Source organism: Rhizobium albus (assembly GCA_030160035.1).
Classification (GTDB): domain Bacteria; phylum Pseudomonadota; class Alphaproteobacteria; order Rhizobiales; family Rhizobiaceae; genus Georhizobium; species Georhizobium albus.
On record BSNO01000001.1, the window covers coordinates 1,393,663 to 1,419,751 of the forward strand.

Genomic DNA, 26,089 nt, shown 5'->3' on the forward strand with positions numbered 1-26,089 from the left:
GGACCTACTCTTCTTCCATAACGATGCCGGCCGACCGGTCCTGACGCACAACATAGAGGACGTAAAGCGCCGCCGCGACCCCTGCGATCGAGGAGGAGAACATGACGTAGAGAAGCGGATATGGGCCAGATTCCTCTGACAGAAGAGAACCGGCCAGCACCGACAGCAGAGCGCCGCCGCCGATCATCAATGCGCCACCGAGCCCCGAGGCCGACCCGGCAAGGCGCGGCCTGACCGACACGATACCGGCATTTGCATTGGGAAGCGCCATGCCGTTGCCAAAGCCGACGAAGAAGATCGGCCCGAAGAACGCCATCGGATGGAAGAAGCCGGACCAGAAGAGCCCGATCGAAAGCGCCATGCCGAGGGCAGAGATCAGGTTGCCGATCACCATCATGGCATTCAGTCCGACATTGACGGAGAACCGCGCCGTCAGAAAATTGCCGATCATGTAGCCGAAGGCGATGAAGAAGAAGTGGTAGCCGAGTTCGGCCGGCGTCATCCCGAGAATGACATTGGCGACATAGGGGCCGCCGCCCAGGAACGAGAAGAATGCGCCGGACGCAAAGGTGGCCGTGAGCGTGTAGCCCCAGAAGCGCCGTGCCTTCAGCAGCTCGGGATAGGCGCGGAACTGCTCGACGAAATTGGCAGACATAGCTTGGTTGGTTTCACCCTGGTCGCGCCAGCACACGATCAGCACCATAACCCCGAAAAGGAAGGTGAGGATGAAATTGGCCTGCCAGCCGAACATCTGGTCGAGAAAGCCGCCAAGTGCCGGGCCGACCATTGGCACCAGCGTCATGCCCATCGTGACGTAACCGATCATGGAAGCGGCCTGGGCGGGACCGACGATGTCGCGCACGATGGCGCGAGACAGAACGAGGCCCGCCACCACCACCGCCTGCAGGACGCGGCCGATGAGCAGGATTTCGATCGTCGGCGCGAAGACGCAGATCAGCGTGGCGCCGAGGAAGAGCCAGATGCTGACCAGCATGACCGGACGACGGCCGAAGCGGTCGGAGAGCGGGCCGATGAAGATCTGCAGGAACGCGGTGCCTGCGAGATAGGCGGAGACGGTCAATTGAACGAGCGCGTAGTCGGCGTTGAAATAGCGCGCCATGCCCGGCAGCGACGGCAGGAAGACGTTCATGTTCAACGCACCGAGCGCTGCCATGAGGACCAGCGTAACGATGTGCGGCGGTGTGCGGGGATCGAGAAAGCGAGCGGGTGGCATGCGGGATCATTCCTTCGCCGACCAATTGGGGCATCGATACCGAAAAGGAAAGGCGGCCTTAGCTTTTTGTTGTGCCGATTTCGTTCGGAAGGGGCAGGCGAACTACGGCGAAGGCTGTCGTGCCGTTTCCGCGGCCACCGGATCGGCCTCGGGGCGCTTGCGTTCGCGGTAGAGGGTGTAGATGCCCGAGACGACGATGATCGTGGCGCCGATGATCATATAGGCATCGGGGACGTCGCCGAAGACGAGGTAGCCGGTGGGGATCGCCCACAGCAGATTGGTGTAGCGGAAGGGCGCGACGAAGGAGATATCGCCGCTGCGCATGGCCATGATGATGAACTGGTAGCCGATGAGGAGCAGGACGGCGCAGAGGACCAGAAGGCCGATGTGCCCGCCATCGACCGGCGTCCAGCCGCCCATCATCGGGACCATGATGACGCCGGTGAGGCCGACGATGGGGGAGGTGACCACCGACAGGAAGAGCGACGGCACCTCGGCCTGCACCATGCGGGTGGCGAGATCACGCATGGCGGCGAAGAAGACGGTGCCGAGCACCAGCATGGAATAGACGCTGAAGCCGTCGACACCGGGCCGCACGATCAGCATGACGCCCATGAAGCCGATGGCGATGGCGCTCCAGCGGCGCCAGCCGACGGGCTCGGACAGGAACAGGGCCGCACCCATGGTGACGGCGAGCGGCAGAGCTTGCAGTATGGCAGAGGCGTTGGCGATGGGGATGTGGGTCAGCGCGATGAGGAAGGTGACGGTGCCGCCGACCTCGCCGATGATGCGCAGCAGGATCATCGGCTGGAACGCCACCCGGATCGGCCGCAGCGCGTGGCGCCACCAGGCGAGCGCGGTGATGGCGATGGTGGCGAAGATGCCGCGCAGCGCCATGACCTGGCCGACATTCATGTCGGCGGCGAGAACCTTGACGACGGTGTCGTTGAACAGGAAGCCGGCCATGGCCAGCGACATGAAGATCGCGCCGCGGACATTGGCTGAAAAAGGCATCTGCGGGACCGGGACCGGGAGCGAGTGAGGGTTGCGCTCTGGCTAGACGTGCACCCTTTTGTCGACAAATCAATTCTGGTGATGGATCGGGCGTTTGCGCTGACCGGTCAGCTGTCGGCGTCGCCGTTCCCGCTATTGCCACCATTGGGTTTGGCGGCGAACCATCCCTTGACGAACGGGGGGCTGGCCGGAAGCGGGTCGCCGGTCTTGCCGGGTGCCGCTTTGCGGTCTTCCGCCTGCCAGAGCTTGTAGAGGGCCTGATGGCGGGCGGCCATGGGCTTGGATTTCTCGGCGAGGATCCGCGCGCCGGCGGCAAGGGCCGTCGCCTCGATGGCGGCCTGGCGCGCATAAGCAAGATCGATCAGCGCGACGCGGGTGGGGTGATGGCCGAGATCGTCCTGCCCAATCGCGCGGACGAGTTCGGCGAGATCGTGGTGGCGGCCGAGATCTTCGGCGAGAGCGCGGGCGGCGGCGACCTGGGGGTCGATGGCTTCCGGCCAGACGGGGGCGAGGATGCGCAGATGCTGGGCGTGGGCCTTCACGCGCTTGCGCCATTCGTGCAGCGCCTCGGCCGCGTGCCACCGGGTTTCGGCGGCTTGCGGCGATGCGGGGTCGGTGTCGATCGCGGCGAGCGTCTTCACGGCATGGACGCGGGCCTTGCGGGCGGCGCGGTGGGTATCGGCGAGGCCTTCCGCGAAGGCTTTGGCGCCCTTCGGCCGGATCTTCCACGAACGGGCGCGTTCGGCGATGGCGGCGAGCTCGGTGGCGGCGGCTTCGATGACCGGGGCGGCGGCGCCGGTTTCCTCGGAAAGCGGCACGACGAGGCGGCGGCGGAGGGCGGTGACGGACTGGCTGCGCAGCGGCGGCAGCGCGGTGTCGGAGCGGTAGGCGGCGACGAGGTCATCGAAAGCGGCGATCAGCGACTGGGCCTCGCGGTGGGGCGCGAGCGACCGACCGACATCGCGCAGCGCCGCATTCTCCTTGGCATAATCTGAAAAGGCGGGGCGGACCATGCGGATGAGGCCGCGCACCTTCTTGATGCGCTTGCGCAGCTGGTGGACGCGCTGGCGTTCGGTGAGACCTTCCGTGACGGTGGCCGCGCCCCCGGCTTCAGGGTCCGCATCCGGGTTCGGCGGGACGGCGCGGGCTTCCTCGATGGCGCGGGCGAGCTGTTCACCGGCGATGCGGCGCACGCTCTGCTGGAAGCTCTTGTCCTTCGGTGTCAGGCGGTAGGGCATGGCGCGCGCCTCCTCACGGGCCGTTGACGAGGGCGAGGATGAGCTGGTGGACATTGCCGCCATTGCCCATCTCTTCGCGGTCGAAGGCGCGGGCGCGGGCTAGCCGCTCGGCCGCCATGCCGGCCAGGAATTCCTGGAGCTTGGCGCGGACCTTGTTGCAATCGGCATCCGCCGGCGCCGACAGGCCAGTGGAGAAGGCCTGGATCTTCTCCGTCATCTCGATCACGTGGTCGCCATGGACGCGTTCGTGCTTCTCGACGCCTGCGATGAAGCGGGCCCAGCTGGCCGCGACATCCGGCGCAAGGCCTGACGGCGCCACCGGCCAGCGGTAGATGATGGTGAGGCTCGGCCGGGCGGAGGCCAGGATACAGGAGCCATCCGGCTGCGGCCGGTAATCGCGCGACCACAGAAGCTCGAAATCGGTGAAGGCAATGGCCTGGCCGACACCGGCCGACGGCGCGCGATCGCCGATGGAGCGGTAGAGATCGATGCCCGTCGCGCCCGTGACCGCATAGGTCTCGATGCGCTCGGAGTGCTGCCAGTCGCGTGCCAGCGCGGGCGCCGGCAGGAGCGCCAGCGTGGCCAGCGCGGCGAGGAGGGCGGCGCCAAGGGCCTTGGGCCGGGCGGCGGCGAAACGGGAGGCGCCAGAAAGGGAGAGGGCGGGGGATCGCTTGAGCAGGGTCATGGCCCCCTGCTTAAGCGAGATCGGCGATGCGATAAAGAGCGCTTGGTAAAGCGCGGCGTCAGCGCCGCCGGTCGCGTTTCTGCCGCTCGCCGTAGGCCTTTACCTGCTGCTCGGTGACAACGTTCCAGGGGAATTCGACGTCTTCCGCGGCCCGCTCGGCCGCTTCGGCCCGTTCAAACGGGATGCGCTCGCAGGCGCGGCGGATGGCGTCGCTCTGGCAGGCGCGGTGGCGCCGGCAGGCGGCGAGCGGGCAGGCCCTGGCATCCTCGGTCGGGGGCAGGCGCCATTGACGCCGTGCCATCGCCTCGAGGGTGGCGCCGATGGCACCGAGCTGCGCATCGACCGCGGCGCAGGCGAGGCGGAACTTGAACCGGTCCCTATCCGGGTAATGCTTGCGCGGCATGAGGGATCTCCGTTGGTGTTTTAGGACGCGCCAATACTTCCGACGGGGCGGTTTGCCGCGGCGGGGAGAGGGCAGAGATGACGGGTCCGGGGCGCAAGGATCGAGCCGCCTGGGTAAATGTAGTTCGAGTGGCACGGTCATCGCGCCCCGGCGGCGTTCTCGGGAGCATCCTCCGTCAGATCCCGGTTCCAGCTCTCTGCGCGGGACCCGACCACCCCCGGGCGCGTCGCCTGGCTGGGGGCTTGCGGTCGGCCCGCTTGCACGGGCACGCAGCCGAACCTGCTCGTAGTGGCAGGGGGAGCCGTTTTGGGACCTCTCCAGCCGGCCGCTACGTTGGCCACCGGCGGAAGCGCCGTCCCTCACCGCTGAAACCGGACCGTCGACCTGTCCCATCCCGTCTTGGTGAAGGATGAGGGGAGTATGGCATGGGCGCGAGGGGCGGGGATCAAATTCTTTCGGGTGTTGCAAAAAGTGTGACCATCGCGATCTTCTTTTCCGCAACCAAGTCAATCAAATCTTGTACGCGCTTATTGCTCGGTTCGACAGAACGCCAAAAATGAAGCCGGCCCATTATTCGGTCAAAAACGAACGGGTCTTTCAAGATTTTTTCTTCTATGGCCGGGAGGCTGCTCTTAGCAAAAAGGAAGGCCTCGTTTCTGATGCTTCTTTTTTTCTGACGAGGCACGCTTAGACTGCTACCGCTAACGGATATCCCGGTGACGATCTTACGACCTCGCGTCATCATGTATGACTTCGACTCGTTAGCCTCGAAGCCAAAGCTTCTCAGTACCTTTTTCGTCAAATCGAAAAAGGACGTAGATATGAATTGCCCACTGATAAATATATCGTCGGCATATCTCGTATAAATAAAATTGTTCCGAGCACATAATTTGCTCATTGCTTCATCAAATTTGACTAACGCGATATTACTAAGCGCAGGACTTGATGGTGCACCTTGAGGTAGGCAACCTTCTCTGGTGCAGATTAATCCCATCAGCTTAGCGTCGGCGTGATCGTAGCCGATGCATTGAAATATATTGATCACGAAATCCAACTGTATTGACGGGAAAAAGTCGCTGATATCGATCTTACATATAGTTGGTTGGCCAATATGCATATTGGCATTGGTGAGTATTGATCGGTTCGTGAGGTATGAGTGACAGTGGGGAGAAATGCGAACTTTCGAAAGCGTATGTTTCAGCAAGGTTTTTTGAAGCGCTTGAAGCGCAGGTAGTGGAGTCGAGATGTCGCGAACACCTCCAGTACGCTTCGGTACGCTGAAATTCCTATAGTAGTGGCTGCTGTCGTGAATTATCCGATTGATGACTGAACGTCGAACGTCAGAGACCTCGGATAGTTCTTGTATGGAAATTGGAGAGAAGTCGGACGATAATTCATAGGTAAAATTGTGTTCCAACACTACTATCCATTAACTTCAACTTGAAGTCGTCCCTCTAATCGCTTTAAAATAAAGTCAAGATTAGCACGCCCAAAGGGCGTAGGGTAACCCGAAGGGTTGCCCTGGGCGGTTAAAAAGAGCGTAAGCCCCAGAGGCGCAACCGCCTCTTCGTCCTAGCGCCGGAACACTGCGCAACAATATCTAGACGCATTGCCCGGTCAAGTCGTTTTCGCTTTTGCCCAATCGGGAATATCGACCCATGTCGGCGGCCGATTGAATATTTTATGCCGGTGAATGAACAATGCCGCGGCAAAATCCGGCGAACGGGCGATGTTTAATCTGCGCCACTGCACTAAGCCGATCTGTTCTAGCTCTGCAACAGACCGAGCCACTCTAGCAGGGGTAATTCTAAAGCGCTCATGCAATAGATAAGATTCAAACTCATCATGATCCAACAAAATAGAAACTATTATGGAGTGTGTTGAATTAAAAAACATCAAATTCGATCAAATATTGTTGATGAGAAAGATCTTTTCCAAAAAACCGGAAATACATTGTTGGGTACGCCCAATGATTCGCAGTAATATAGCGCCTCACTTTTTTCATATCCAAAACGATATTTTTCGGACACGCGATTACGACGTTCGATTGTCTTCATCAGATCTAGAGCTGTCGTAACCGATTGTGGATCTGATATTTGTTCAGATATCCCCTTGTTCAGCTTTACGTGCGAGTAGATATCACGGAATGAGGGCGTGTACGACTTTGATAGTGCGGTCGCCATTGCTGCGACGCAAACAACGTACAGGTTAGGATTCGCTTTTCCGCGCTTTGCAGCCTCGAGTTCAAACCACTCACAAAAGTCGTACAGTTGATTACCTGAGCCAATGAAATCATCGGCCACAACGAAGTTGCTTGTTGAAGGTTTATCTAAGCACTTTCTGACGTGGTTTGAAAAATTATTCTTACTCCACCCGGCGGAAATATACGGCGAGAACTTATGCTTCAGGCTGTGGACAACTGCATCGGAGCTGTCAGTGCCATCGTCTAAGTTCTTTGAGATTATCATAGTATCTTGTGGTTTGAGCCGCCAATTATCTACAATTGTACTGGCAATCATCTTCAACGACTGTTCGTATTCAAATCCGTTTAAGTATTTGAAACGATTAATTAAATCGATTAATAGGAGCTCCTCCTCCTCGCATTCCATCGAATATATAAGGTGTGCTATCTTTTCGGAATAATTTGTGGACCATGTTGCACTCTGGTGCAAACTGATCAGCCTTTCGTACAGATCGCGGCCTAATTTCTGCTCAAAGCGATCAGGAATGTCGTCGTTTTGCGAAGATGGAGGTTTCGGGGACATTTATGGTCACTGCATTGGATGAACATCGTATGATGGGCTTGGCCGCCCGATGGTCGGAACTTATGTTGACATTTACTGAGTACATTGAAAAGCGATTGGTTGATCGGTTCTCACATGTCGAACTTTTTCCATCCATTTGAGTGGGCGTTGCACCAGCTGTTGATCGATGTGTTATTTAACTCTGCTAGCAGGCCTCCACGTTCATTCATGCGATTTTTGGCTGGCGTGTATACCCGCAAATAACTGGGTGGGGCGGCGAGGCTTGCTGGCAACATCCGAACAGCTTCCATGGTTGTTTGGGCAGGCGAGGGCACCAACAAATGGATATGCCCTCCAGCCGACATCTTTCCTGTGATGGAAGCGAATGGGCTTCGCAGCTTTAACTACCGTCCCGGTCGGCCCGTTTTGCCTGGGCGGCGTTTTTGGCGATGCGCTTCGGATTCGTCTTCGAAGGAGCCGGCGCCTATCTTGCCGCGGGCGAGGGGACGTGGGTCGTTCCCCTCACCAAACGCGCCAGTCCGCTCGGGCTTCGCCTCGCGGGGCTTGCTATCCTCTCCCCCTGGGGGCGAGGTGGCTGCGGCGGCTGGTTCTACCGTCCCGGTCGGCCGGTTTTGCCAGGGCGGCGTTTTTGGCGGCGGGCTTCGGATTCGTCTTCGTAGGAGCCGGCGCCGATCTTGCCGCGGGCCAGGGGGCGTGGGTCGTCGGATTGAGCAAGCGGCCCTCGCCCTTCGACAGGCTCAGGATGAGGGCCTAGGGTGGCTTTTGCCGACGCTATCGGTTTCTCCGGGATCTTGCCCTGCACGGGTTTTTCGGTGCGGCCGACGGTCATTTCGTCGAGGTGGGGTTTGTGGAAGAGGGAGGGGCGACCCTCGTCCTTCGAGACGGCGCTGCGCGCCTCCTCAGGATGAGGGTCTGCTGCAGCGGATGTCTCTCCACCCTCACCCTGAGCTTGTCGAAGGGCGGGGGTGGCCCCATCGCGTGCTCCAGCCCCTCGTGGTTCGACAGGCTCACCATGAGGGGACACTGAGGTCGCGGCGCTTGCATCCGGCGCGGCGGACGATTGTCCGCTGCGCGTCGCTGCGCTCGCTCTTTCTTTTCCCTTGGTCGATTTGGATGCGGAGCCGCCTTCGCCGGCGTTGCCCTGCACTCGGGCGAGCGGGTCGTCCATCGTTTCCAGTTCGCGGGCCTTGAGGCGTTTGATTTCGTCGCGCAGGCGGGCGGCGGTTTCGAAGTCGAGGTCGGTGGCGGCGGCGCGCATACGGCGCTCGAGGTCTTCGAGGTGGGCGGCGAGGTTGTTGCCGATGAGGTTGTTGGGATCTTCGCCGCGCTTGCCCTTGCCGCGCACGCCGATATCGGCGCGGACGTGGTCACGCTCGTAGACGCTGTCGAGGATGTCGGAGATGCGGGCCTTGACGCTTTCGGGCGTGATGCCGTTCCTGGCGTTGTATTCCAGCTGCTTTTCGCGGCGGCGGCCGGTTTCTTCCATGGCGCGGGTCATGGAGCCGGTGATCTGGTCGGCATAGAGGATGACCTTGCCGTCGACGTTGCGCGCGGCGCGGCCGATGGTCTGGATCAGCGAGGTTTCGGAGCGCAGGAAGCCCTCCTTGTCGGCATCGAGGATGGCGACGAAGCCGCATTCCGGGATGTCGAGGCCTTCGCGGAGCAGGTTGATACCGACCAGCACGTCGAAGGCGCCGAGGCGAAGATCGCGGATGATCTCAATCCGCTCTAAAGTGTCGATGTCGGAGTGCATGTAGCGGACGCGCACGCCCTGCTCGTGCAGATATTCGGTGAGGTCCTCGGCCATGCGCTTGGTGAGCACGGTGACGAGGGTGCGGTAGCCGGCGGCGGCCGTCTCGCGGATTTCGCCGAGAACGTCGTCGACCTGGGACTTCGCCGGGCGGATTTCCACCGGCGGATCGATAAGGCCCGTGGGGCGGATGACCTGCTCGGCGAAGACGCCGCCGGCGGCCTCCATCTCCCAGCCGCCGGGGGTGGCGGACACGGCGACGGTGGGCGGGCGCATGGCATCCCACTCCTCGAAGCGCAACGGGCGGTTGTCCATGCAGGACGGCAGGCGGAAGCCGTATTCGGCCAGCGTCGCCTTGCGGCGGAAGTCGCCGCGATACATGCCGCCGATCTGCGGAATGGTGACGTGGCTTTCATCGACGAAGAGCAGCGCATTGTCGGGGATGTATTCGAACAGCGTCGGAGGGGGTTCGCCGGGCGCGCGGCCGGTGAGATAGCGCGAATAGTTCTCGATGCCCTGGCAGGAGCCGGTGGCTTCCAGCATCTCGATGTCGTACCGGGTGCGCTGTTCCAGCCGCTGGGCTTCGAGCAGGCGGCCGGCCTTTTCGAGCTCGGCGAGGCGGTGCTTCAGCTCCTCGCGGATCGACTTGATCGCCTGGTTGAGCGTAGGTTTCGGCGTCACATAGTGCGAGTTGGCGTAGATCTTGACGGATTTCAGCTCGGCGGTCTTGTGGCCGGTCAGCGGATCGAATTCGGTGATGGACTCGATCTCGTCGCCGAAGAGCGAGATGCGCCAGGCGGCATCCTCCAGGTGGGCGGGGAAGATCTCGATCGTATCGCCCCGCACGCGGAACGAGCCGCGCTGGAAATCCATGTCGCGGCGCTTGTATTGCTGGGCGACGAGATCGGCGAGGAGCTGGCGCTGGTCGAGCCGGTCGCCGACGGCCATCTGGAAGGTCATCGCCGTATAGGTTTCGACCGAGCCGATACCGTAGATGCAGGAGACGGAGGCGACGATGATGACGTCGTCGCGTTCGAGCAGCGCGCGGGTCGCCGAGTGGCGCATGCGGTCGATCTGCTCGTTGATGGAGGATTCCTTCTCGATATAGGTATCGGAGCGCGGGACGTAGGCTTCCGGCTGGTAGTAGTCGTAATAGGAGACGAAATACTCCACCGCGTTGTCCGGGAAGAAGTTCTTGAACTCCGAATAGAGCTGGGCCGCCAGCGTCTTGTTGGGCGCGAGGATGACGGCGGGGCGCTGGGTCTCCTCGATGACCTTGGCCATGGTGAAGGTCTTGCCCGAGCCGGTGACGCCGAGCAGCACCTGGGAGCGCTCGTTCTCCTTCACGCCGGCGACAAGATCGGCGATCGCGGTCGGCTGGTCGCCGGCGGGCTGGTACTCGGTCTGCATGGTGAAGGCGATGCCGCCTTCGGATTTTTCCGGTCGGGCGGGGCGGTGCGGCGTCCACAGCTTGCCGTCCTTGAACAGTGGATTGCCGCTTTCGATGAGCTTGGACAGGGCGTCGACCGTGGCGGTGACGGCGCCGGTGGCGAGCGCGGAGGCATCCTCCAGGCTCACATCCATGCCGGCGACGGGATTGAGGCCGGCGGCGGCGCGGGCGCGCGGATCGGTCGTGCCGCCCATGGAGGTTCCGCGGGAGGATTTGGATGCGGTGGTTTGACCTGTCCTCACGGCCGTACCGCGCTTCGCGCTGGCCTCCGGACGGGGCGGCGCATCGGCGCCGGCGCCCGCTTGGGCGCTGCGCTTCGCTCTGCCTTTTTCCTCGCTGGCTTCGCGTTCGGCTTGTCTCAGGCGCTCGTCGGAGGCAGCGCGTTCGACCTTGCGGCGGTGCTTGCCGGCCTTGGAGGCGACGTCGTGGCGGGTTTCGATGGTTTCGGCTTCGGCCATGCGCTCCATCTCGCGGGCCCAATCGGAGACGGAACCTGAGGAGAAAGGGGCGCCTTCCAGGTCGCGCTGGGGCGCCTGGGAAAAGCCGCGCGTGCGGGTCGGGTCGAAATCCTCCGCGCCGGCATCGTCGGGGCGGGGCGAGGTCTTGTTGGGTCTGGAAGCCATGGGAGGAATATGGGCGGAGTCCCGGCCGATTGGAAGGGGAGCGCGCCGGTTTGAGCCGTTGAATGACCGCTTTTCGAGAGGATCGGGGACGCTTCCCGCTGCCGTCACGCCGCGTGCACGGGTAGCCGCGCCCACAATACGAAAACGCGCCGCCCCATGGGGACGACGCGCTCTCGCGTGCACTTAAGGATCAGGCGGAGGCCCGATCCGGTCCGACGGGATCAGTCGGTCTGGAAGCGGAACGGCTCGTTGCTGCGCAGACGGCGGATCGTTTCGTCGCCACGGCGCCAGTCACGACGGTCCGCACGCCAGTCGCGGCGGTCTTCGCGCCAGTCGCGGCGGGCCTCACGGCGCCAATCACGACGGTCGGCGCGCCAGTCGCGGCGGTCGTAGTAGCGGCCCGGACGGCGGTAATCGCGGTCGTTATTGCTGAGCGCGGAGCCGATGACGACGCCAGCGATCAGCGGAATGCCGATGGAAGCGGCAGACGACGAGAAGTTGCCGCCGGCATAGCGGCCTTCCTGCTGGGCGAGATATCGGGACGAGGCCCAGCCATCATAGCCATGATAGTTCACGCGGCACCAGGAATAGCCCGAGGCGCAACCGGCGACATTGACGACAGCGCCGCTCGGCAGGACGCCGACGGACTGGTAGCCGGTGCCGGGGCCGGCGCGCAGGTTGAGATCGGTGGTGACGAGCGCCGACTGGGCCAGCGCGCTACCGGCGCCCAGCATGCCCACGACGAAGGCGGCTGCTTTCAAAAAGGTTTTCATGACGTACCTCACTGCTTTTCTTGACGTGCAGTTATCGTTGATTTCGGCTCTCAAACGGTCGCAAGCGACAGATAGTTCCCGAAATCGCCGCCGTTCACGCGGGCGTGACCGTTGAGACCTTGATGAATTGTTGACGGAAGGGACGTGAATGGGGGCTGAATGGGTGTGGGCATCGTCGAGATGGCGATGATAGCTTGGCGCGTCAACTCATCTACGGCAACAGATGTAAAACTTGCCGAACCTCACTCAATCAAACCCTATCACTCGAACGGCTTGCCGCTGCCAGTCACGCCTTTCGAGAATGTGTTGCAGGGTTAGAGTGGAGCCCCACCCGCTGTTCAAAATATCGATACGAGTCTCGATGCTGTTCATCCCAAGATTGCTTATTTGAGCTGTCTGTCTCGCCCGGATTCCGTGCCTGGCATTAGTGATTAGGATGACTGATGGTACGCATGCGCCATACCGCTCGAAATCGGCGAGCCCTGCGAGCGCCTTTCATTGCCGGCCGTTAGGATTTTCTCCGTTGCCAAGATCTCACTGACAATCTGGTCTTGTTTCACCATTGACTCGATAATTACTGGAATCTGCGACATCTGCGAGGCGAATGGCTCATATGCAAGCTTTGCAGCGAAAGACATCGTAAAGTGGCGACCTTTACTGTTGACCTCGCTGATATGAACCTGGGCCAGGCGCCCTGCGTATCGGCGCAAGATTCGCACGGCCTCTGTCATAGACGAATCAACCTGTCTGGCATGCGCCACATCAAAACAAAGCCGCGCATCCGGCAACTGGTCAAAGTAAGAAGCTAATTCTGCAGCAGTTCTTCCAGTCGGTTTGCGAGAATCCATATTCTCAATACAGAGTCGTGCGCCTAGGGCGTTCCATGCAGCTACGTCATGCATGGTATCAGGATGAACAACTATATTTAGTCCCATATCAGCAATGACTTTCAGTTGCAGCACTAGGCCGTGCTCATCAGTAAAGTCGGTCGGCGCGTGGAAGCTTATGTACTGATATCGGCGTTGCAGCTCCGAAAGCCGAAGTGGCAAGGCCGCCAGAAGGGCGGGAAGTTCTGTGGCTCTCAGAGCGGAGAGTTCAACGGCGTTCGCACGCGTCGGAGCAAGTAGCTCCAATGCAGTGGCAAAATCGTCTAATGCGATGGCGCCGGTTGAGAACCCAATAACATTCATCAGAATATTCCATATTTTTTGACGAGTTTCGTAACGTCATTGTTTACATCGAACAACAGCTGCGTGAGCGCTTCGTCGAAACTTAAAGCAGTTGAACGGGCTTGGAGAAACACATCGTCTCCATAGGCGGCATCCGGCGACAGCTTTTCAAGCCATTCACGCTTTTCTTTGTCATTGAGCAGCGTGAGAAATGCCTCGTAGCTGTCGAAAATCTGTGCGGCGAGATCGGGGGCGTGAGATGCAATCGTTGCCGCCAAGGATTCTAAGGGTGTTGTGTCAGTCCATGTCTTTAAGTGATTGACCAAGTCCTGTGTAACAAACTCACCCTCTTCGGAGCTGCCCTCACGCAATGCCCATGAGATACACATCAAAAAGCCCGACACAAACAATAGTTTGCGGGACATACGCAGCTTGATATTGCGCAGAGCCCATTTGTCTCCAGCGCGAGCGCGATACTTATTGGCGTAGTCTACCGCCATCGTACGCCAAAATCTGACTACATCATTTAAAAGGAACCTTGGTATCTTGTCAGCACGAGGATTGCTTCGAATGAAGCTAGCATCCTCCTCGACGTATCTGCTCAAAATGGCACTAATGATACGCGCCCGTACTGCCTCTCCGCTTGCAGCTTGGACGGCGCGGGACTCCAACAAGAGCAGCAAGCGCCTAGTCATGTTCTTGTTGGTGTCCTCGTCCCCACCGACTGCGTGTACGAGATCGTGGCTGAATATGAGTCCACCAAATACCCCGGTCGGACCGGGCTTTATGAACTCGGCCTCGGTCAGCCGTTTGCTGAGCTGATGGACGGTCTTGTGGTGAAGAGAATCTGCCCGCCCATCGATCAAAACGGTCCAATCGAGATCGCTACCACCGGTGAACTCTCCGCGAGCCATTGAGCCGAAGACCACTGCGCTGCCCTCGTCGGTAGGTAGAAGATCCCCAACCAATGTCGCGAGCTCCTGTAACTTTTCAGAGCTACGTATCTCCGCTGCAGCGATTTGTGGCCAGCGACGCTCGTCGCCATTGCGCAGCTCGTTCAACGCTGAAGTTTGCATCGGCGCAGCATGTCCTTGATGAATCATTTCACGACCACCTGTACCCGTTCCACCGAAGTTTGTCTCTGGACTGCTAGCGATGTTGAGCCAACCTATCTCCGTCACTGCAACAAGGCGTGTGACATTCGTTGCTCCGTGCAGGTGATGAAGGCATCAGGTCCTTTCCATTCAGGTCAGAAAGATAGCAACTTTCGTTTATTCGGCTAGCTGTCCCCAGCCGATCACTGCCCTTCGGCACATGGCTGCTCTCGAATGTCACTTTGAAGCAGGTCGCCTTGTCGTGAGGATCTGATCGCCGATGAAAATTCAGAGGTTGCGGGCGACGTCGATAAAAATTTTACGCCGATCATGGCGTTGAGGGACCGGACTAAGTGCCAGTTAAAGGTGGGCAGCTGTGCGGTGCCGAAGAGCAGGGTGGAGACAAAGAGGACGATAGTGATTGCCGTTGCTTACCGGAGATGCAGTTTGAGGTAGCGAGCCAGAGCGTTACAATGCTGAAGCCAAAGTGCTGCGGGACGGTGCCGAGAGCCTAAAGCGTTCAACGTACAACATTCCCTAAGCGGCGCCCACCCCCTCAATACCGCGGCACGAGCCTCGACTTCGGCAGCGGCATCGTCAGGTGCAGCGAGAATCCCGTTTCGGCGTAGTCGGTGTGGATCTCGGCGCTGCACTGGACGGTGAGGACGCGTTCCAGGAGGACGGAGCCGAAGCCTTTGCGGGTGGGGGTGGTGGCGGCGGGGCCGCCTTTTTCCTGCCAGCTGAGGGTGAGGTGGCGGTTGCCTTCGGTTTCCTCGATCGACCAGCGGACGTGGATGCGGCCTTCCTCTACGGAGAGGGCGCCGTATTTGACGGCGTTGGTGGCGAGTTCGTGGAAGGCCATGCCGAGGGGGACGGCGATATCGGAGACGAGGTGGGCATCGGGGCCTTCGATGATGAAGCGGCCGGCCTTGGTGTCGTAGATATCGAGTTCCTGGGTAAGGATGCGGCGCAGCGATGCGGTCTGCCAGTAATCCTCGGTGAGCTTTTCGTGGGTGCGCGAGAGCGACACGATGCGGCTGGAGAAGGCGCGGGTGAAGCTTTCGATATCGGTGTGGGAGCGGGCGGTTGCGCCGAGCATGGCCTGGACGTTGGCGAGCGTGTTCTTGACCCGGTGGTGGAGCTCGCGGATCAGGAGTTTCTGGCGCTCATCGGACTTTTCGCGCTCCTCGATATAGGCCTTGACCTGGAGCTGGCGGGTGCGCGCGCGTGCGGCGGAGGCGACGGCGCTCTTGAGCGAGGCAGCGCTGAAGGGGCGTTCCAGCACGATGTGGCCGTGGTTGAGGAAGGCGAGGCGCTCATCGAGTTCCTGGCCGCGCGAGCCGAGGATGATGACGGGGAAATCGGACCAGGGCGGCTGGCTTTCGATCCATGCGGCGAGCTGGCTGCGTTCGCCCTCGAGCAGGGCTTCCTCGGTGATGACGAGGCAGAGCGCATCGGGCAGGGCAGGCGGCAGGAGGGCGAGGATTTGGGGCAAGTCGGTGCAGGAAACGGGATCGAAGCCGGCATCGCGGATGAGGCCCGACGCGATCGCGCCATCGCGGCCAAAGGGCGTGCAGACGATGATGCGGGCAGGTTCAGCCGACACGCGCCAAGGATCCGGTTTATGACTCAGGCTGCGATTTGCGCATCAGCGAGGCCCGATCGCCTTCGAAGCGCGGAATGCCGGAGAGCACGCCGGAAAACTGCGAGAGCGGCTCGCCCACCGATAGTCCCTCCGACGACAGGGTGAATTCACGGATCGAATCCTCATGGGGCCCGGTGCGCTTCTTCACCACCGAGACGGCGCGGCGGATCCGGCCTTCGGCTTCGAAGTAACGCAGCAACATCACCGAATCGGACAGGTAGGTGAGATCGACCGGTGTGTTCATATGGCCGATCAGCCCGTGATTGGCGAGCAGAAGAAGCGTGACGATGCCCTGCTGGTTCAGATAGGTGAGGATTTCGTGCATCTGCAGGAGCAGCTGCTGCTCCTCGGGCAGGGAATTGAGATAGCCGGTGAGGCTGTCGATGATGACCATCTTGACGCCCGACGCCTCGACGGCCTGCTGCAGGCGGCCGGTGATCTCGCCCGGCGACAGCTCCGCCGGATCCACCTGATCGAGCGTGAGCAGGCCGCTTTCGACGAAGGGGGCGAGGTCCATGCCCAGGCCCTTTGCGCGGGCGAGCACGATGCGTTTGGTCTCCTCGAAGGTGACGAGATAGACGGGCTCGCCGCGCCTCAGCGCCGCATAGGCATAGCGCGCCGAGATCGACGACTTGCCGGTGCCCGACGGGCCCATGAGCAGCGTGCTGGTGCCGCGCGGCAGGCCGCCCTTGAAGAGATCGTCGAGGCCGGTGCCGCTTTGCGCATCCGCGCCGAATTCGACCTGGGCGTGATCGGCGGCGGTGAGGCGCGGGAAGATCGTGACGCCGCCCGGCCGGATGACCATGTCGTGGAAGCCGCCGCGGATCTGCACGCCGCGCATCTTGATCAGCCGCGCGCGCCGCCGTTCCGCGCCATAGGCGGGGACGTAATGTTCCAGCCGCAGGACGCCGTGGCAGACGGAGTGGAGGTTGAGATCGTCCTGCTCGCCGGTGAGATCATCGAGGAAGAGCGTGGTGATGTCGTTCAGGAGCACGAAGCTCTTCAGCGCGAGCACCTGGCGGCGATAGCGCAGCGAGCCCTGTGACAGGAGGCGGATTTCCGACAGGCTGTCGAAGACGAGCCGGGTGGGCTTGTGCTTCTCGATGGCGGCGAGCGCCATCTCCAGCGTCTCGCCGAGCTCGAGCTCGGAGGAATGGAGCATCGACTGGTACTTGGACTTGTCGAGGCTGAGTTCGGGCGGGACGAGCTCGTAGATGGCGAGGCCATCGAGCGACCAGCCATGGCGGTGCGCGACCGAGATGAGTTCGCGCCGGCTTTCCGACAGCGTGATGTAGAGGCAGGTCTCGCCGCGGCGCACGCCATCGAGCAGGAACTGCAGGCCGACCGTGGTCTTGCCGCTGCCCGGCCGCCCCTCGACCAGATGCGCCCGACCCTTGGCGAAACCGCCGCGCATCAGATGATTCAACCCCGGCACGCCGGAATCGATGGGCGCCGCATCGTCCATAACAACCTGATTTTTCATGGACGGCTCCTGAACTGAAGGGAAGGGAGCCGCTGTGTAGGCCGATGAGCGGGGGTGTCTTTAAGATAGGTTATATGGGGGTGGGGGTGTGGTCGCTCGACTAGTACGCCGCCGAGGCAAAATGAAGTTCGTCGTTTGCTATTTCTTTGAAGCGGTGAGGTTGTGTCTTGAGCAGCCGGGCGAACGCTGCCAAATGATTGCATTTGTTCTATTTCTGTTCCATACACTCAAAGGTTGAGAAAGTTGGCTGCGGGGGTCTCGTACAATGAGCAAGAAATTCTTTGAAGAGCGGAAAGACGAGTCTGAGGTGAAAGCTCGCATCGTGAACAAGTACTTCGCTGCTTGGGCTCAGGTCGTTATGCCGACCGTAGCGAAGCGCGGCAGAAAGATCGCTTACCTGGATCTGTACGCGGGGCCAGGCCGCTACAAAGATGGAGCAGCTTCCACTCCTTTGCTCATACTGCAAACGGCCATCGAAAATCCACAGATGGCACAAATGCTCATGACCTATTTCAATGACTCCGATGGCGATAAAACAGCCACGCTTGAGTCGGAAATCCAAAATCTGCCAGGCATTGGAAAGCTAAGATATAAGCCCGTCGTTACGTGTGGAGAAGTCGATGACGATGCTGCCACCTATTTCAATGAAACGCGACTTGTCCCTTCATTCTCGTTTGTCGATCCCTTCGGCTACAAAGGGTTGTCGTTAAGGATCGTCCAAGGCGTCATTAAAGACTGGGGTTGCGACTGTATCTTTTTCTTCAACTATAATCGGATCAACGCAGGCATAAGCAACCCGAATGTGAAAACACACATGGATGCGCTTTTCGGCGAAGAGCGTGCCGATGCACTGCGGGCGAGGTTGCCCGGTTTAAGGCCAGAGCTGCGAGAAGCTGCCATTCTTGAGGAACTGGCCAATGAGATTCAGTCACTCGGCGGCAAATATGTGCTGCCGTTCACGTTTCGAAACAGCGGGGGTACACGAACCTCTCACAAGCTTATTTTCGTTTCGAAGCACTTCAAGGGCTATGAGATCATGAAGGACATCATGGCGGCCGAGAGCTCAACTCAGGACGAGGGCGTTCCCTCACTCGCTTACTCGCCTGCTGATGCATCGATGCCGCTGCTATTTTCACTGACCCAGCCAATGTCGAAGCTGAAAGAGATGCTGCTGAAGGATTTTTCTGGGCAGACATTGTGTCTCACGGAAATCTATGAGCGGCACAGCGTGGGAACGCGTTATGTGAAAAGAAATTATCGGGAGGCGTTGAGCGCTTTGGAAGCGTCAGAGATGGTGACCATACTTGCGACGAAAGGGACGCGACGCAAAGGTACCTATCCCGATCACGTCATGATTAAGTTTGGTGAGTGCTAATTATGGCGACGGCTTCGTCAATTGAATGGACAGAGGCTACTTGGAATCCGGTAGCAGGCTGCACGGTGATTTCGCCAGGTTGCACAAATTGTTATGCGATGCGGATGGCTCGCAGGCTTGAAGCAATGGGTCAGCAAAAGTACGCTGGCACGACGCGCATGTCAGGCGGGCGACCGAAGTGGAATGGCGTTGTTCGCCTTGACGAAGATAGCCTTAAACTGCCTGCCACGTGGCGCACCGGTCGAATGATTTTTGTTAATTCGATGTCAGATCTGTTCCACGACCAAGTGCCGCTTGAATTTGTGCGACGCGTTTTTGAGGCGATGACAGCGACACCGCAACACACCTATCAGATCCTGACAAAACGTGCGGAGCGCCTTGAAGAGCTCGCGCCCGAGTTGGATTGGCCTAACAATGTTTGGATGGGTGTTAGTGTTGAAAGTGCTGACTACCTTCATCGAATTGGTCCGCTTCGCCGGACGAAAGCAGCGATCAAGTTTCTGAGCTTGGAGCCCTTGCTTGGACCGCTTGACGCGATGAACCTCGAGATGATCGATTGGGTCATCGCAGGGGGTGAGAGCGGCCCAGGCGCCCGCCTGGTGGATCCGAACTGGATTCGATCGATAAGGGATCAATGCAAGTCTGCTAAAGTGGCTTTCCACTTCAAGCAGTGGGGAGGCGTAAACAAGAAGAAGGCTGGTAGGTTGCTTGATGGCGAAACGTGGAGTGAGTTTCCTAGAAAGCCGCTTGAAAGTCGGGCGGCCTGAAGTGAGCTAAAGGGACGCCCAACAGTCGATTGTCGCGTCAAACTTGTCGAGAACATCATCCGTCAGCCAGCGACTTCCGCCGCCGATGTTCCGTCTCCTCACCCATCACTCCGGAACCGGCGTCGGCTTGCCGTTGCCGTCCAGCGCGACCATGACGAAGGTGGCGTTGGTAACCTTGTCCATCTGGTCGGAGAGGTAGCGTTGGGCCCAGGCTTCGACGGTGAGGGTGATGGAGGTGCGGCCGACCTTGGCGATGTCGGTGTAGATGCAGAGCGTGTCGCCGATCTTGACGGGCATGGCGAAGGCCATTTCGTTGACGGCTGCGGTGACGACGCGACCTTTTGCGCGTTCTGCGGCGCGAATGCCGGACGCGAGGTCCATCTGCGCCATGACCCAGCCGCCGAAGATATCGCCCGCGGCGTTGAGGTCGGCGGGCATGGCAAGCGTTCTGAGCGTCAGTTCGCCGGTCGGTCTCGGGGCTTCGTTCATGCGGGGTCCTTCAGGGATTTGCCGAAGTGATGTCGCGTTCTTCGACATCGTTTGCCTGGCTCCAGCGTTTGGATTTGCACGTGCCTTAACAGTGAACCGGTCGCCGCTTCACCTGGCAATGCTTCGGCAGATCCGGCGCTCAGTGCGTCTTCCCGTTTAGCGAGCGGGGGCGGGCGGCCGCAAGCGTTCAGTCCTCATTTACCATGATCGTTTAAGGTATCTCTCCAAGGGACCGGTACGCTACCTGGAGACGCATGTTCATGGCCATCGACCGAGCGGACGACGCGGACGGCCGCGACAACGGTCTTGCTGCGCAACAGAGCCGGAGCGCGAGGGCCCGTCTTGTCGCAGGACCGCGCAAGATTGCGGGGCTTGGACGGCTTCTCGCCGGTGGGTTTGCGGCGGCGCTTCTCGTTTCCTGCTCGGCCTCGAGCGTGCTTGCGCCACCTGAAGCGATTTCCACGAGTTCGATTGCACCTCAGCCGCCTGCGGCTCTTGACGGGCAACAGGCGACCTATGGCGCGCCGCCCGCGCAAGGGTTGCCGGCCTATGAGAGCCTGGCACAAGGAGCAGGCGGAGGAGCGGGGGGCGGGGCCTCGTCCGGCGCTGGTGTGGCTGGCGTGAGTGGGCCTGGCGCCGATCTCGGCTATGGGTCGGGTCTTGCTGTGCTGCAGCGCGGCCAGCCACTGCCTGTCGACGACGCAGCACTTGCGCAGATGCAGGGGCGGCCCGTGCCGGACGGGTGGCAGCCCGGCTATGTTCCGTCGGACCAGCCGCAGATCCTCGGCACGCTCGGGCCGAACGGCGAGGCGCGGCTTGCGGGCCAGCCGAGCCCGATGCAAAGTCCTGTGGCGTCCGTCGCGCCTCAGCCTTCGATGATGCCGCCTGCGGCTGCGCCGGTGCAGATGCAGCCTTCGGCGCCGATCGCCGCGGCACCTCCCGTTTCGGCGCCGGTTTCGGCCCCGGTTGCCGTTGTCGCGCCGCCGGTTGCTGCCGCACCGCCCGTTGCTGCTGCACCAGTCGTGCAACAGGCGCCCGAGCCGCAGCGGGTCGCAGGCCTCTTTCCGCGTGCGCTCAATCCGTTTGCCCGCTCGCAGGCGCCGCAGAGCAATCTGCCGGCGGCGGAAGCTGCGTGCCGGCAGCGGCTGGAGCGGCTTGGCGTGCAGTTCACCAACAAGCCGGCCGTCGGCAATGGCGGGTCCTGCGGGATTGCCCATCCCGTGGAGGTTTCGGCGCTTTCGGGCGGGGTGAAGGTACGGCCCGCGACGCTGCTCAACTGCCAGATGGCGGAGGCCTTCGCGACCTGGGTGAAGAACGAGCTCGCGCCTTCGACGCGCAAGCGCTACCTGTCCGGCATCGACACGGTCGGCTCCATGGGCGGCTATTCCTGCAGGACGATGAATTCGCGGCGCGGCGCGCCGATGTCGGAGCATTCCAAGGGCAATGCCATCGATGTCGGCTCGGTCAAGCTGAATTCGGGCCGGGTGATCGATGTGAGCGCCAAGGGCTTCTTCGCGTTTCGCGAGCGCGGGCTTTTGAATTCCGTGCGCGACGACGGCTGCAAGTATTTCAACACGATCCTGGGACCCGGGTCGGACGCCAACCACGCCGACCATTTCCACTTCGACCTTCGGGCGCGGCGCAACGGCTATCGCCACTGCGACTGAGTGCCAAGGCTTGCCGCACGCAGTGCATGTTCCGGTAAGCGGTTGTTAGCGCTCCCCGTGCCATGGTGCGGGCTAGAAGGTGGGGGCCTGTCTTGGCGGCAAAGTTTGACATGGACGCGGATCTGAAGCTGCAGCTGGATGCGCTCTACAAGGCGGCGCCGGCTTCGGTGATGTCGATCGTGGGCGGGCTGGTCGCGCTGTCGATCTATTGGGAGCAGGGCATTCCGGCCGGACTGATCGCCTGGTTCGTGGTGGTCGCCGGGGTGGCGGTCGTGCATCTGATCAGCGCGGGCTTGCGCCACTACGGCCTGCCGCGCGGGTTTACGACGCGTCACTGGGCTCGCCTGGTTTGCGGTATCTACGGCACATCCGGTGTGGCGTGGGGTGCGGGCGCAGCTCTCATGATCCTTGAGGGCAATGCCGCGCAGGCACTCGTCGTCTGCTGCCTGATCACCGGCGCGGTCACGGTGACCTTTCCGGCAGCGGTCTACCAGCGGGCCTACAATCTCTTTCAGTTTCCGGCGCTGCTGCTCACCTGCGCCGGCCTGTTTGCAAGCGGGGTGCCCTACAGCAACGCTCTCGCCATTGCCGGCGTGCTTTTGTGCGGGACGCTCGCGGCGATGGCGCGTGGGCTCGGCACGCAGCTGACGCTGGCGCTGAAGCTTTCGCGGGAAAATCTGCGGCTCGTCGCCGATCTGCAGGAGCGCAAGGCGGCGCTGGAGGCGGCAAACCGCGACCTTGAGATCCAGACGGAGACGGACCCGCTGACGGGGCTCGGCAACCGGCGGCGGCTGATGCGGGTGCTGCGCGCATCCTCGGGCGCGCTCGGCGTTCTGCTGATCGATGTCGATCACTTCAAGAGCTACAACGACACTTTCGGCCATGCCGAGGGCGATACCTGCCTGAGGCGGATCGCCGACGCGCTGAGCCGCTCGACGATCGCCGGCGTGACGCTGGTTGCGCGCTATGGCGGCGAGGAATTCGCGATCGTCGTCGATGCGCGCGACCATCACCATGTGCGGGCGGTGGCGGAAGCCATGCGCAAGACCGTGGAGGCGCTGCACGACGAGGGGGGCAGTGCGCTGCGCCGGGCGGTGACGATCAGCGTTGGCGTGGCGCTGCGCGAGGCCGGCGAGGACAAGACCATCACGCAGCTGATCACCGAGGCGGACGAGCGGCTTTATGAGGCCAAGCGGGCCGGCCGCAACCGCGTGCATGACGGGCGCGAGCCGCGCGCGAACCGGGCAGCGGTCGCTTAAAGAACCAAAGCACAGATGTGGCCTCTTCCGCCTCGGCGTGCCATATAGTATAGTCCCCTAGGTTATATCTAAAGGAGCGTCGATGCACACGCAGAAGCACAAGGACAGGCTGATCGGCCGGGTGCGGCGGCTCAAGGGCCAGTTGGAAGGCGTGGAGCGGGCGCTGAACGGGGAGGCGCCCTGCGGCGAAATCCTGAGGCAGCTCGCCTCGATCCGCGGCGCGATCTCGGGCCTGACTGCGGAAGTGATGGAGCACCATCTGCGCGAGCACGTGCTGGAAGCCGAGACCGAAGCGGACCGGCACCAGGGCGGCGAAGAGCTGATGGGCGTGCTCAGAACCTATCTGAAATGACAGCGACCGCCGCAAGCGACGACGGCGCGCAAACAGGGAGGCCATGATGGCCGGGCAATCGCAACTGGACGGGAACCACGATTACGACCATGGGCACGTGTTTCTCGGCGACAACCACGCGCGCAACGAGAAGCGCGTGTGGCTGGTCATCGCGCTGACGGCATCGATGATGGTGATCGAGATCGTCGGCGGCGCGATCTATGGCTCGATGGCGCTGATGGCCGATGGCTGGCACATGGCGACGCATGCTGCGGCGCTGATGATTTCGGCCGTCGCCTATCTCTATGCCAGGCGCCATGCGCGCGACCGCCGCTTCACCTTCGGCACGGGCAAGCTTGGCGATCTGGCGGGGTTCGCCAGTGCCGTGGTGCTCGGGATCGTCGCGCTTCTCATCGGCTGGGAAAGCCTGTTGCGGCTCGCCAATCCGGTGCCGATCAGTTTCAACCAAGCGATCCTCGTCGCGGTGATCGGGCTTGCGGTCAATCTGATCAGCGCATGGCTTTTGCGGGAAGATCACGGGCATCACCATGGACATTCCCACGGCCATGATCACGACCACGGGCATGGCCATAATGGACATGGCCATGTGCATGGGCAGGACAACAATTTGCGGGCGGCCTATCTGCATGTGCTGGCGGATGCGCTGACATCGGTTCTGGCGATCGTGGCGCTGGTGGTCGGTAGCTTCAATGGATGGGTCTGGGCCGATCCGCTGATGGGCGTCGTCGGCGCGCTGGTGATCGCGCGCTGGTCGATCGGGCTCATGCGGCAATCGGGCGGCGTGCTGCTCGATGCGGTGCCGGAAGACGGGCAGCTCGCGGGCGCCATCCGCTCTGCGCTTTCGGGCGAGGGTGGAACGATCACCGACCTGCATGTGTGGCAGGTGGGGCCGGGGCACCACGCGGCGATCATCGCGCTTGCCTCGCCGCGGCCGAAGGCGCCCTCGCATTACAAGGCGCTTCTGGCGGACATCCGACAGCTGTCGCATGTGACGGTGGAAGTACAGCCGGCGCGCTGATCACTGCGCGGCTGATGCGCCGTCGTCTATGGGGTCTGCGGATCTGAGACGGCGGAGCGCGCTGTCGACGGTGCGGTCGAAGCGCACCACGGGTGGCGCCACGCCATGGGCGAAGAGCTCGCGCCGCAGCGGGCCGGTCGTGCCGGTGATGATGACGCGGCCGCCGCGCCGCTTCTTGGCTCGCGCGATGGAGGCGATCATCTCGCCGGCGGTGGAATCGATCATCGGGACCGCTGACAGATCCAGCACGAGCACAGGGGCCGACGTGGCGACGCGATCGAGCAGGCTGCCGATCGAGGCGGCCGCGCCGAAGAAGAGCGCGCCCGAGACACGGTAGACGATCACGTCGCCCTGCTGGGCGAGGCGGTCCTCGTCCGGTCCGGTCGACCCGTCCGGCTCGTCCTCGGCGACGAGCGGCTCGGCGAAGGTTGCCGTCGACATGCGGTGGATGAAGATGAGCGCACCGAGCGCGAAGCCGACGACGATCGCTTCGGTCAGATCACGGAAGATGGTGAGCAGGAAGGTGACGAGAAGCACCGCCGCATCGCCCCAGGAGGCACGCAGAAGCGTCGCGAAGGCGTGCTTTTCCACCATGGACCAGGCGACAACGGCAAGCACGCCGGCGAGGCTGGCGAGCGGGATATAGCTCGCGAGCGGAGCAGCGAGCATCATGAAGCCGAGCAGGAAGACGGCGTGCAGCATGCCCGACACGGGTCCGACCGCGCCGGCGCGCACATTGGTGGCGGTGCGCGCAATGGTGCCGGTGACGCAAAATCCGCCGAAGAGTGACGAGCCGATATTGGCGACGCCTTGCGCCACGAGTTCGCAATTGGAACGGTGGCGCCGGCCGGTCATGCCATCGGCCACGACCGCCGAGAGCAGCGACTCGATCGCGCCGAGCAGCGTGAAGGCGATGGCGCTCGGCAGGACGGCGATGACGAGATCGAGATCGAAGGACGGCAGCGAGGGCGCCGGCAGACCCGACGGGATGCCGCCGAAGGCGGTGCCGATCGTCGCCACCGGCAGGCCGGCTAGGGCTGCGACGAGCGTGGTGAGGACGACCGCGATCAGCAGTCCCGGCCAGTGCGGTTTCAGCTTGCGGACGGCGACGACGATGCCGATGGCGGCCAGGGCAAGGGCAGCCGTGACGGGGCTCACCGTCGGCAGGGCGGCGAAGATCACCGGCAGCTTTTCGATGAGCGGCCCGGGCTCGGGCGAACCGAGGGTCAGGCCGAACAGCGGGGTCAACTGGCTGGCGAAGATGATGACGGCGATGCCGGCCGTGAACCCGACCGTCACGGGATAGGGAATGAACTTGATGTAGGTGCCGAGCCTGAGGAAGCCGATCGCCGCAAGCATGAGGCCGGACAGGAAGGTTGCGAGGATGAGGCCGCCCATGCCATGGGCCTGGATGGTGGCGGCGACGAGCACGATGAATGCCCCGGCCGGCCCACCGATCTGGTGGCGGCTGCCGCCGAGCAGCGAGACGAGAAAGCCGCCGACGATGGCCGTGATCAGGCCTTGCGCCGGCGTCGCGCCCGACGCGATCGCGATCGCCATGGAGAGCGGCAGGGCGACGATGGCGACGGTCAGGCCGGCCACCGCATCGGCTCTGAAATGCGAAAGCCGGTAACCTTCCTCCAGCACCGTCACAAGTTTCGGCTTGAACAGCTCGGAAAAGCGCCCCTTTTCGGATTGCGCATGCGGATCGCGAGGGCGCGGCGACTTTACCGGAGCATGCATGGCGGGCGATCAACCTCCCTCTCACACGGGAGACCCGATTTCAGCGACTCGATCGTCAAGCGCAGTCCCCCCACGCCAATTTAGCCCGTGTTT

At 61.8% G+C, this 26,089-nt stretch carries 21 protein-coding genes; 6 read left to right on the forward strand and 15 right to left on the reverse strand.

What is annotated here, in order from left to right:
* Positions 1 to 4 precede the first annotated feature (4 nt).
* The 13 genes from QQL76_RS06730 to QQL76_RS06790 all read right to left on the reverse strand — a co-directional run bounded on the left by QQL76_RS06730 (position 5) and on the right by QQL76_RS06790 (position 17,326).
* Positions 5 to 1,234 carry a multidrug effflux MFS transporter gene (locus tag QQL76_RS06730; RefSeq protein WP_499206914.1) on the reverse strand — a complete coding sequence of 410 codons (1,230 nt, stop codon included), beginning with the start codon at positions 1,232 to 1,234 and terminating at the stop codon, positions 5 to 7.
* A 102-nt stretch (positions 1,235 to 1,336) separates the two neighbouring features.
* The gene (locus QQL76_RS06735; protein ID WP_499206915.1) at positions 1,337 to 2,248 is read right to left on the reverse strand and encodes a DMT family transporter; all 912 of its coding nucleotides are present in this window, start codon (positions 2,246 to 2,248) and stop codon (positions 1,337 to 1,339) included.
* A gap of 107 nt (positions 2,249 to 2,355) precedes the next feature.
* Complete coding sequence (locus QQL76_RS06740; RefSeq protein WP_499206916.1) at positions 2,356 to 3,486, reverse strand: CHAD domain-containing protein; 1,131 nt, start codon at positions 3,484 to 3,486, stop codon at positions 2,356 to 2,358.
* Between the two features lie 13 nt (positions 3,487 to 3,499).
* A complete protein-coding gene (locus QQL76_RS06745) occupies positions 3,500 to 4,171 on the reverse strand; it encodes a DUF922 domain-containing protein (RefSeq protein ID WP_499206917.1) in 672 nt (223 codons plus the stop codon).
* 58 nt (positions 4,172 to 4,229) lie between these two features.
* Complete coding sequence (locus QQL76_RS06750) at positions 4,230 to 4,574, reverse strand: hypothetical protein (protein ID WP_499206918.1); 345 nt, start codon at positions 4,572 to 4,574, stop codon at positions 4,230 to 4,232.
* Between the two features lie 445 nt (positions 4,575 to 5,019).
* Positions 5,020 to 5,991 (reverse strand): reverse transcriptase domain-containing protein, encoded by a 972-nt coding sequence (locus QQL76_RS06755; protein WP_499206919.1) that lies wholly within the window; start codon positions 5,989 to 5,991, stop codon positions 5,020 to 5,022.
* Between the two features lie 478 nt (positions 5,992 to 6,469).
* On the reverse strand, positions 6,470 to 7,339 hold the full coding sequence (locus QQL76_RS06760) for a phosphoribosyltransferase-like protein (RefSeq protein WP_499206920.1): 870 nt from the start codon (positions 7,337 to 7,339) through the stop codon (positions 6,470 to 6,472).
* A gap of 589 nt (positions 7,340 to 7,928) precedes the next feature.
* On the reverse strand, positions 7,929 to 11,162 hold the full coding sequence (gene uvrB, locus QQL76_RS06765) for an excinuclease ABC subunit UvrB (RefSeq protein WP_499206921.1): 3,234 nt from the start codon (positions 11,160 to 11,162) through the stop codon (positions 7,929 to 7,931).
* A 221-nt stretch (positions 11,163 to 11,383) separates the two neighbouring features.
* Positions 11,384 to 11,935, reverse strand: coding sequence for an SH3 domain-containing protein (locus tag QQL76_RS06770; RefSeq protein ID WP_499206922.1), 552 nt, complete (start codon positions 11,933 to 11,935; stop codon positions 11,384 to 11,386).
* Between the two features lie 431 nt (positions 11,936 to 12,366).
* Positions 12,367 to 13,125 (reverse strand): IolE/MocC family protein, encoded by a 759-nt coding sequence (locus tag QQL76_RS06775; protein WP_499206923.1) that lies wholly within the window; start codon positions 13,123 to 13,125, stop codon positions 12,367 to 12,369.
* A complete protein-coding gene (locus QQL76_RS06780; RefSeq protein WP_499206924.1) occupies positions 13,125 to 14,207 on the reverse strand; it encodes a nucleotidyltransferase domain-containing protein in 1,083 nt (360 codons plus the stop codon). Before QQL76_RS06780 ends, QQL76_RS06775 begins: the two co-directional genes overlap by 1 nt.
* Before the next feature lie 547 nt (positions 14,208 to 14,754).
* Complete coding sequence (locus QQL76_RS06785; protein ID WP_499206925.1) at positions 14,755 to 15,804, reverse strand: sensor histidine kinase; 1,050 nt, start codon at positions 15,802 to 15,804, stop codon at positions 14,755 to 14,757.
* 16 nt (positions 15,805 to 15,820) lie between these two features.
* Positions 15,821 to 17,326: a P-loop NTPase family protein gene (locus QQL76_RS06790; RefSeq protein ID WP_499206926.1), complete on the reverse strand. Its 1,506-nt coding sequence runs from the start codon at positions 17,324 to 17,326 to the stop codon at positions 15,821 to 15,823.
* Between the two features lie 265 nt (positions 17,327 to 17,591).
* Between QQL76_RS06790 and QQL76_RS06795 the strand changes: the two genes are divergently transcribed.
* Together QQL76_RS06795 and QQL76_RS06800 are read left to right on the forward strand one after the other, a co-directional pair.
* Positions 17,592 to 18,701: a three-Cys-motif partner protein TcmP gene (locus QQL76_RS06795; protein WP_499206927.1), complete on the forward strand. Its 1,110-nt coding sequence runs from the start codon at positions 17,592 to 17,594 to the stop codon at positions 18,699 to 18,701.
* 2 nt (positions 18,702 to 18,703) lie between these two features.
* Positions 18,704 to 19,468, forward strand: a complete 765-nt coding sequence (locus QQL76_RS06800; protein WP_499206928.1) for a DUF5131 family protein — start codon at positions 18,704 to 18,706, stop codon at positions 19,466 to 19,468.
* A gap of 105 nt (positions 19,469 to 19,573) precedes the next feature.
* Here QQL76_RS06800 and QQL76_RS06805 read toward each other — a convergent pair whose 3' ends face one another.
* Positions 19,574 to 19,957 carry an acyl-CoA thioesterase gene (locus QQL76_RS06805; RefSeq protein WP_499206929.1) on the reverse strand — a complete coding sequence of 128 codons (384 nt, stop codon included), beginning with the start codon at positions 19,955 to 19,957 and terminating at the stop codon, positions 19,574 to 19,576.
* 260 nt (positions 19,958 to 20,217) lie between these two features.
* Between QQL76_RS06805 and QQL76_RS06810 the strand changes: the two genes are divergently transcribed.
* From QQL76_RS06810 to dmeF, 4 genes are all read left to right on the forward strand, one after another.
* The gene (locus QQL76_RS06810; protein ID WP_499206930.1) at positions 20,218 to 21,624 is read left to right on the forward strand and encodes an extensin-like domain-containing protein; all 1,407 of its coding nucleotides are present in this window, start codon (positions 20,218 to 20,220) and stop codon (positions 21,622 to 21,624) included.
* 92 nt (positions 21,625 to 21,716) lie between these two features.
* Positions 21,717 to 22,883: a GGDEF domain-containing protein gene (locus QQL76_RS06815; protein WP_499206931.1), complete on the forward strand. Its 1,167-nt coding sequence runs from the start codon at positions 21,717 to 21,719 to the stop codon at positions 22,881 to 22,883.
* Positions 22,884 to 22,965: 82 nt separating this feature from the next.
* Entirely contained in the window at positions 22,966 to 23,235 is a 270-nt protein-coding gene (locus QQL76_RS06820; RefSeq protein ID WP_126010012.1) for a metal/formaldehyde-sensitive transcriptional repressor, read from the forward strand.
* 46 nt (positions 23,236 to 23,281) lie between these two features.
* Positions 23,282 to 24,253 (forward strand): CDF family Co(II)/Ni(II) efflux transporter DmeF, encoded by a 972-nt coding sequence (dmeF, locus tag QQL76_RS06825; RefSeq protein WP_499206932.1) that lies wholly within the window; start codon positions 23,282 to 23,284, stop codon positions 24,251 to 24,253.
* Here dmeF and QQL76_RS06830 read toward each other — a convergent pair whose 3' ends face one another.
* Positions 24,254 to 25,996 (reverse strand): SulP family inorganic anion transporter, encoded by a 1,743-nt coding sequence (locus QQL76_RS06830; RefSeq protein WP_499206933.1) that lies wholly within the window; start codon positions 25,994 to 25,996, stop codon positions 24,254 to 24,256. It lies immediately after the preceding gene.
* Positions 25,997 to 26,089: the final 93 nt, after the last annotated feature.

Bases quoted from the DNA above. Each gene is read 5' to 3' on its own strand.
- QQL76_RS06730 (WP_499206914.1), bottom strand. From the start codon at position 1,234: ATGCCACCCGCTCGCTTTCTCGATCCCCGCACACCGCCGCACATCGTT.
- QQL76_RS06735 (WP_499206915.1), bottom strand. From the start codon at position 2,248: ATGCCTTTTTCAGCCAATGTCCGCGGCGCGATCTTCATGTCGCTGGCC.
- QQL76_RS06740 (WP_499206916.1), bottom strand. From the start codon at position 3,486: ATGCCCTACCGCCTGACACCGAAGGACAAGAGCTTCCAGCAGAGCGTG.
- QQL76_RS06745 (WP_499206917.1), bottom strand. From the start codon at position 4,171: ATGACCCTGCTCAAGCGATCCCCCGCCCTCTCCCTTTCTGGCGCCTCC.
- QQL76_RS06750 (WP_499206918.1), bottom strand. From the start codon at position 4,574: ATGCCGCGCAAGCATTACCCGGATAGGGACCGGTTCAAGTTCCGCCTC.
- QQL76_RS06760 (WP_499206920.1), bottom strand. From the start codon at position 7,339: ATGTCCCCGAAACCTCCATCTTCGCAAAACGACGACATTCCTGATCGC.
- uvrB (WP_499206921.1), bottom strand. From the start codon at position 11,162: ATGGCTTCCAGACCCAACAAGACCTCGCCCCGCCCCGACGATGCCGGC.
- QQL76_RS06770 (WP_499206922.1), bottom strand. From the start codon at position 11,935: ATGAAAACCTTTTTGAAAGCAGCCGCCTTCGTCGTGGGCATGCTGGGC.
- QQL76_RS06775 (WP_499206923.1), bottom strand. From the start codon at position 13,125: ATGAATGTTATTGGGTTCTCAACCGGCGCCATCGCATTAGACGATTTT.
- QQL76_RS06780 (WP_499206924.1), bottom strand. From the start codon at position 14,207: ATGATTCATCAAGGACATGCTGCGCCGATGCAAACTTCAGCGTTGAAC.
- QQL76_RS06790 (WP_499206926.1), bottom strand. From the start codon at position 17,326: ATGAAAAATCAGGTTGTTATGGACGATGCGGCGCCCATCGATTCCGGC.
- QQL76_RS06795 (WP_499206927.1), top strand. From the start codon at position 17,592: ATGAGCAAGAAATTCTTTGAAGAGCGGAAAGACGAGTCTGAGGTGAAA.
- QQL76_RS06800 (WP_499206928.1), top strand. From the start codon at position 18,704: ATGGCGACGGCTTCGTCAATTGAATGGACAGAGGCTACTTGGAATCCG.
- QQL76_RS06805 (WP_499206929.1), bottom strand. From the start codon at position 19,957: ATGAACGAAGCCCCGAGACCGACCGGCGAACTGACGCTCAGAACGCTT.
- QQL76_RS06810 (WP_499206930.1), top strand. From the start codon at position 20,218: ATGGCCATCGACCGAGCGGACGACGCGGACGGCCGCGACAACGGTCTT.
- QQL76_RS06820 (WP_126010012.1), top strand. From the start codon at position 22,966: ATGCACACGCAGAAGCACAAGGACAGGCTGATCGGCCGGGTGCGGCGG.
- dmeF (WP_499206932.1), top strand. From the start codon at position 23,282: ATGGCCGGGCAATCGCAACTGGACGGGAACCACGATTACGACCATGGG.
- QQL76_RS06830 (WP_499206933.1), bottom strand. From the start codon at position 25,996: ATGCATGCTCCGGTAAAGTCGCCGCGCCCTCGCGATCCGCATGCGCAA.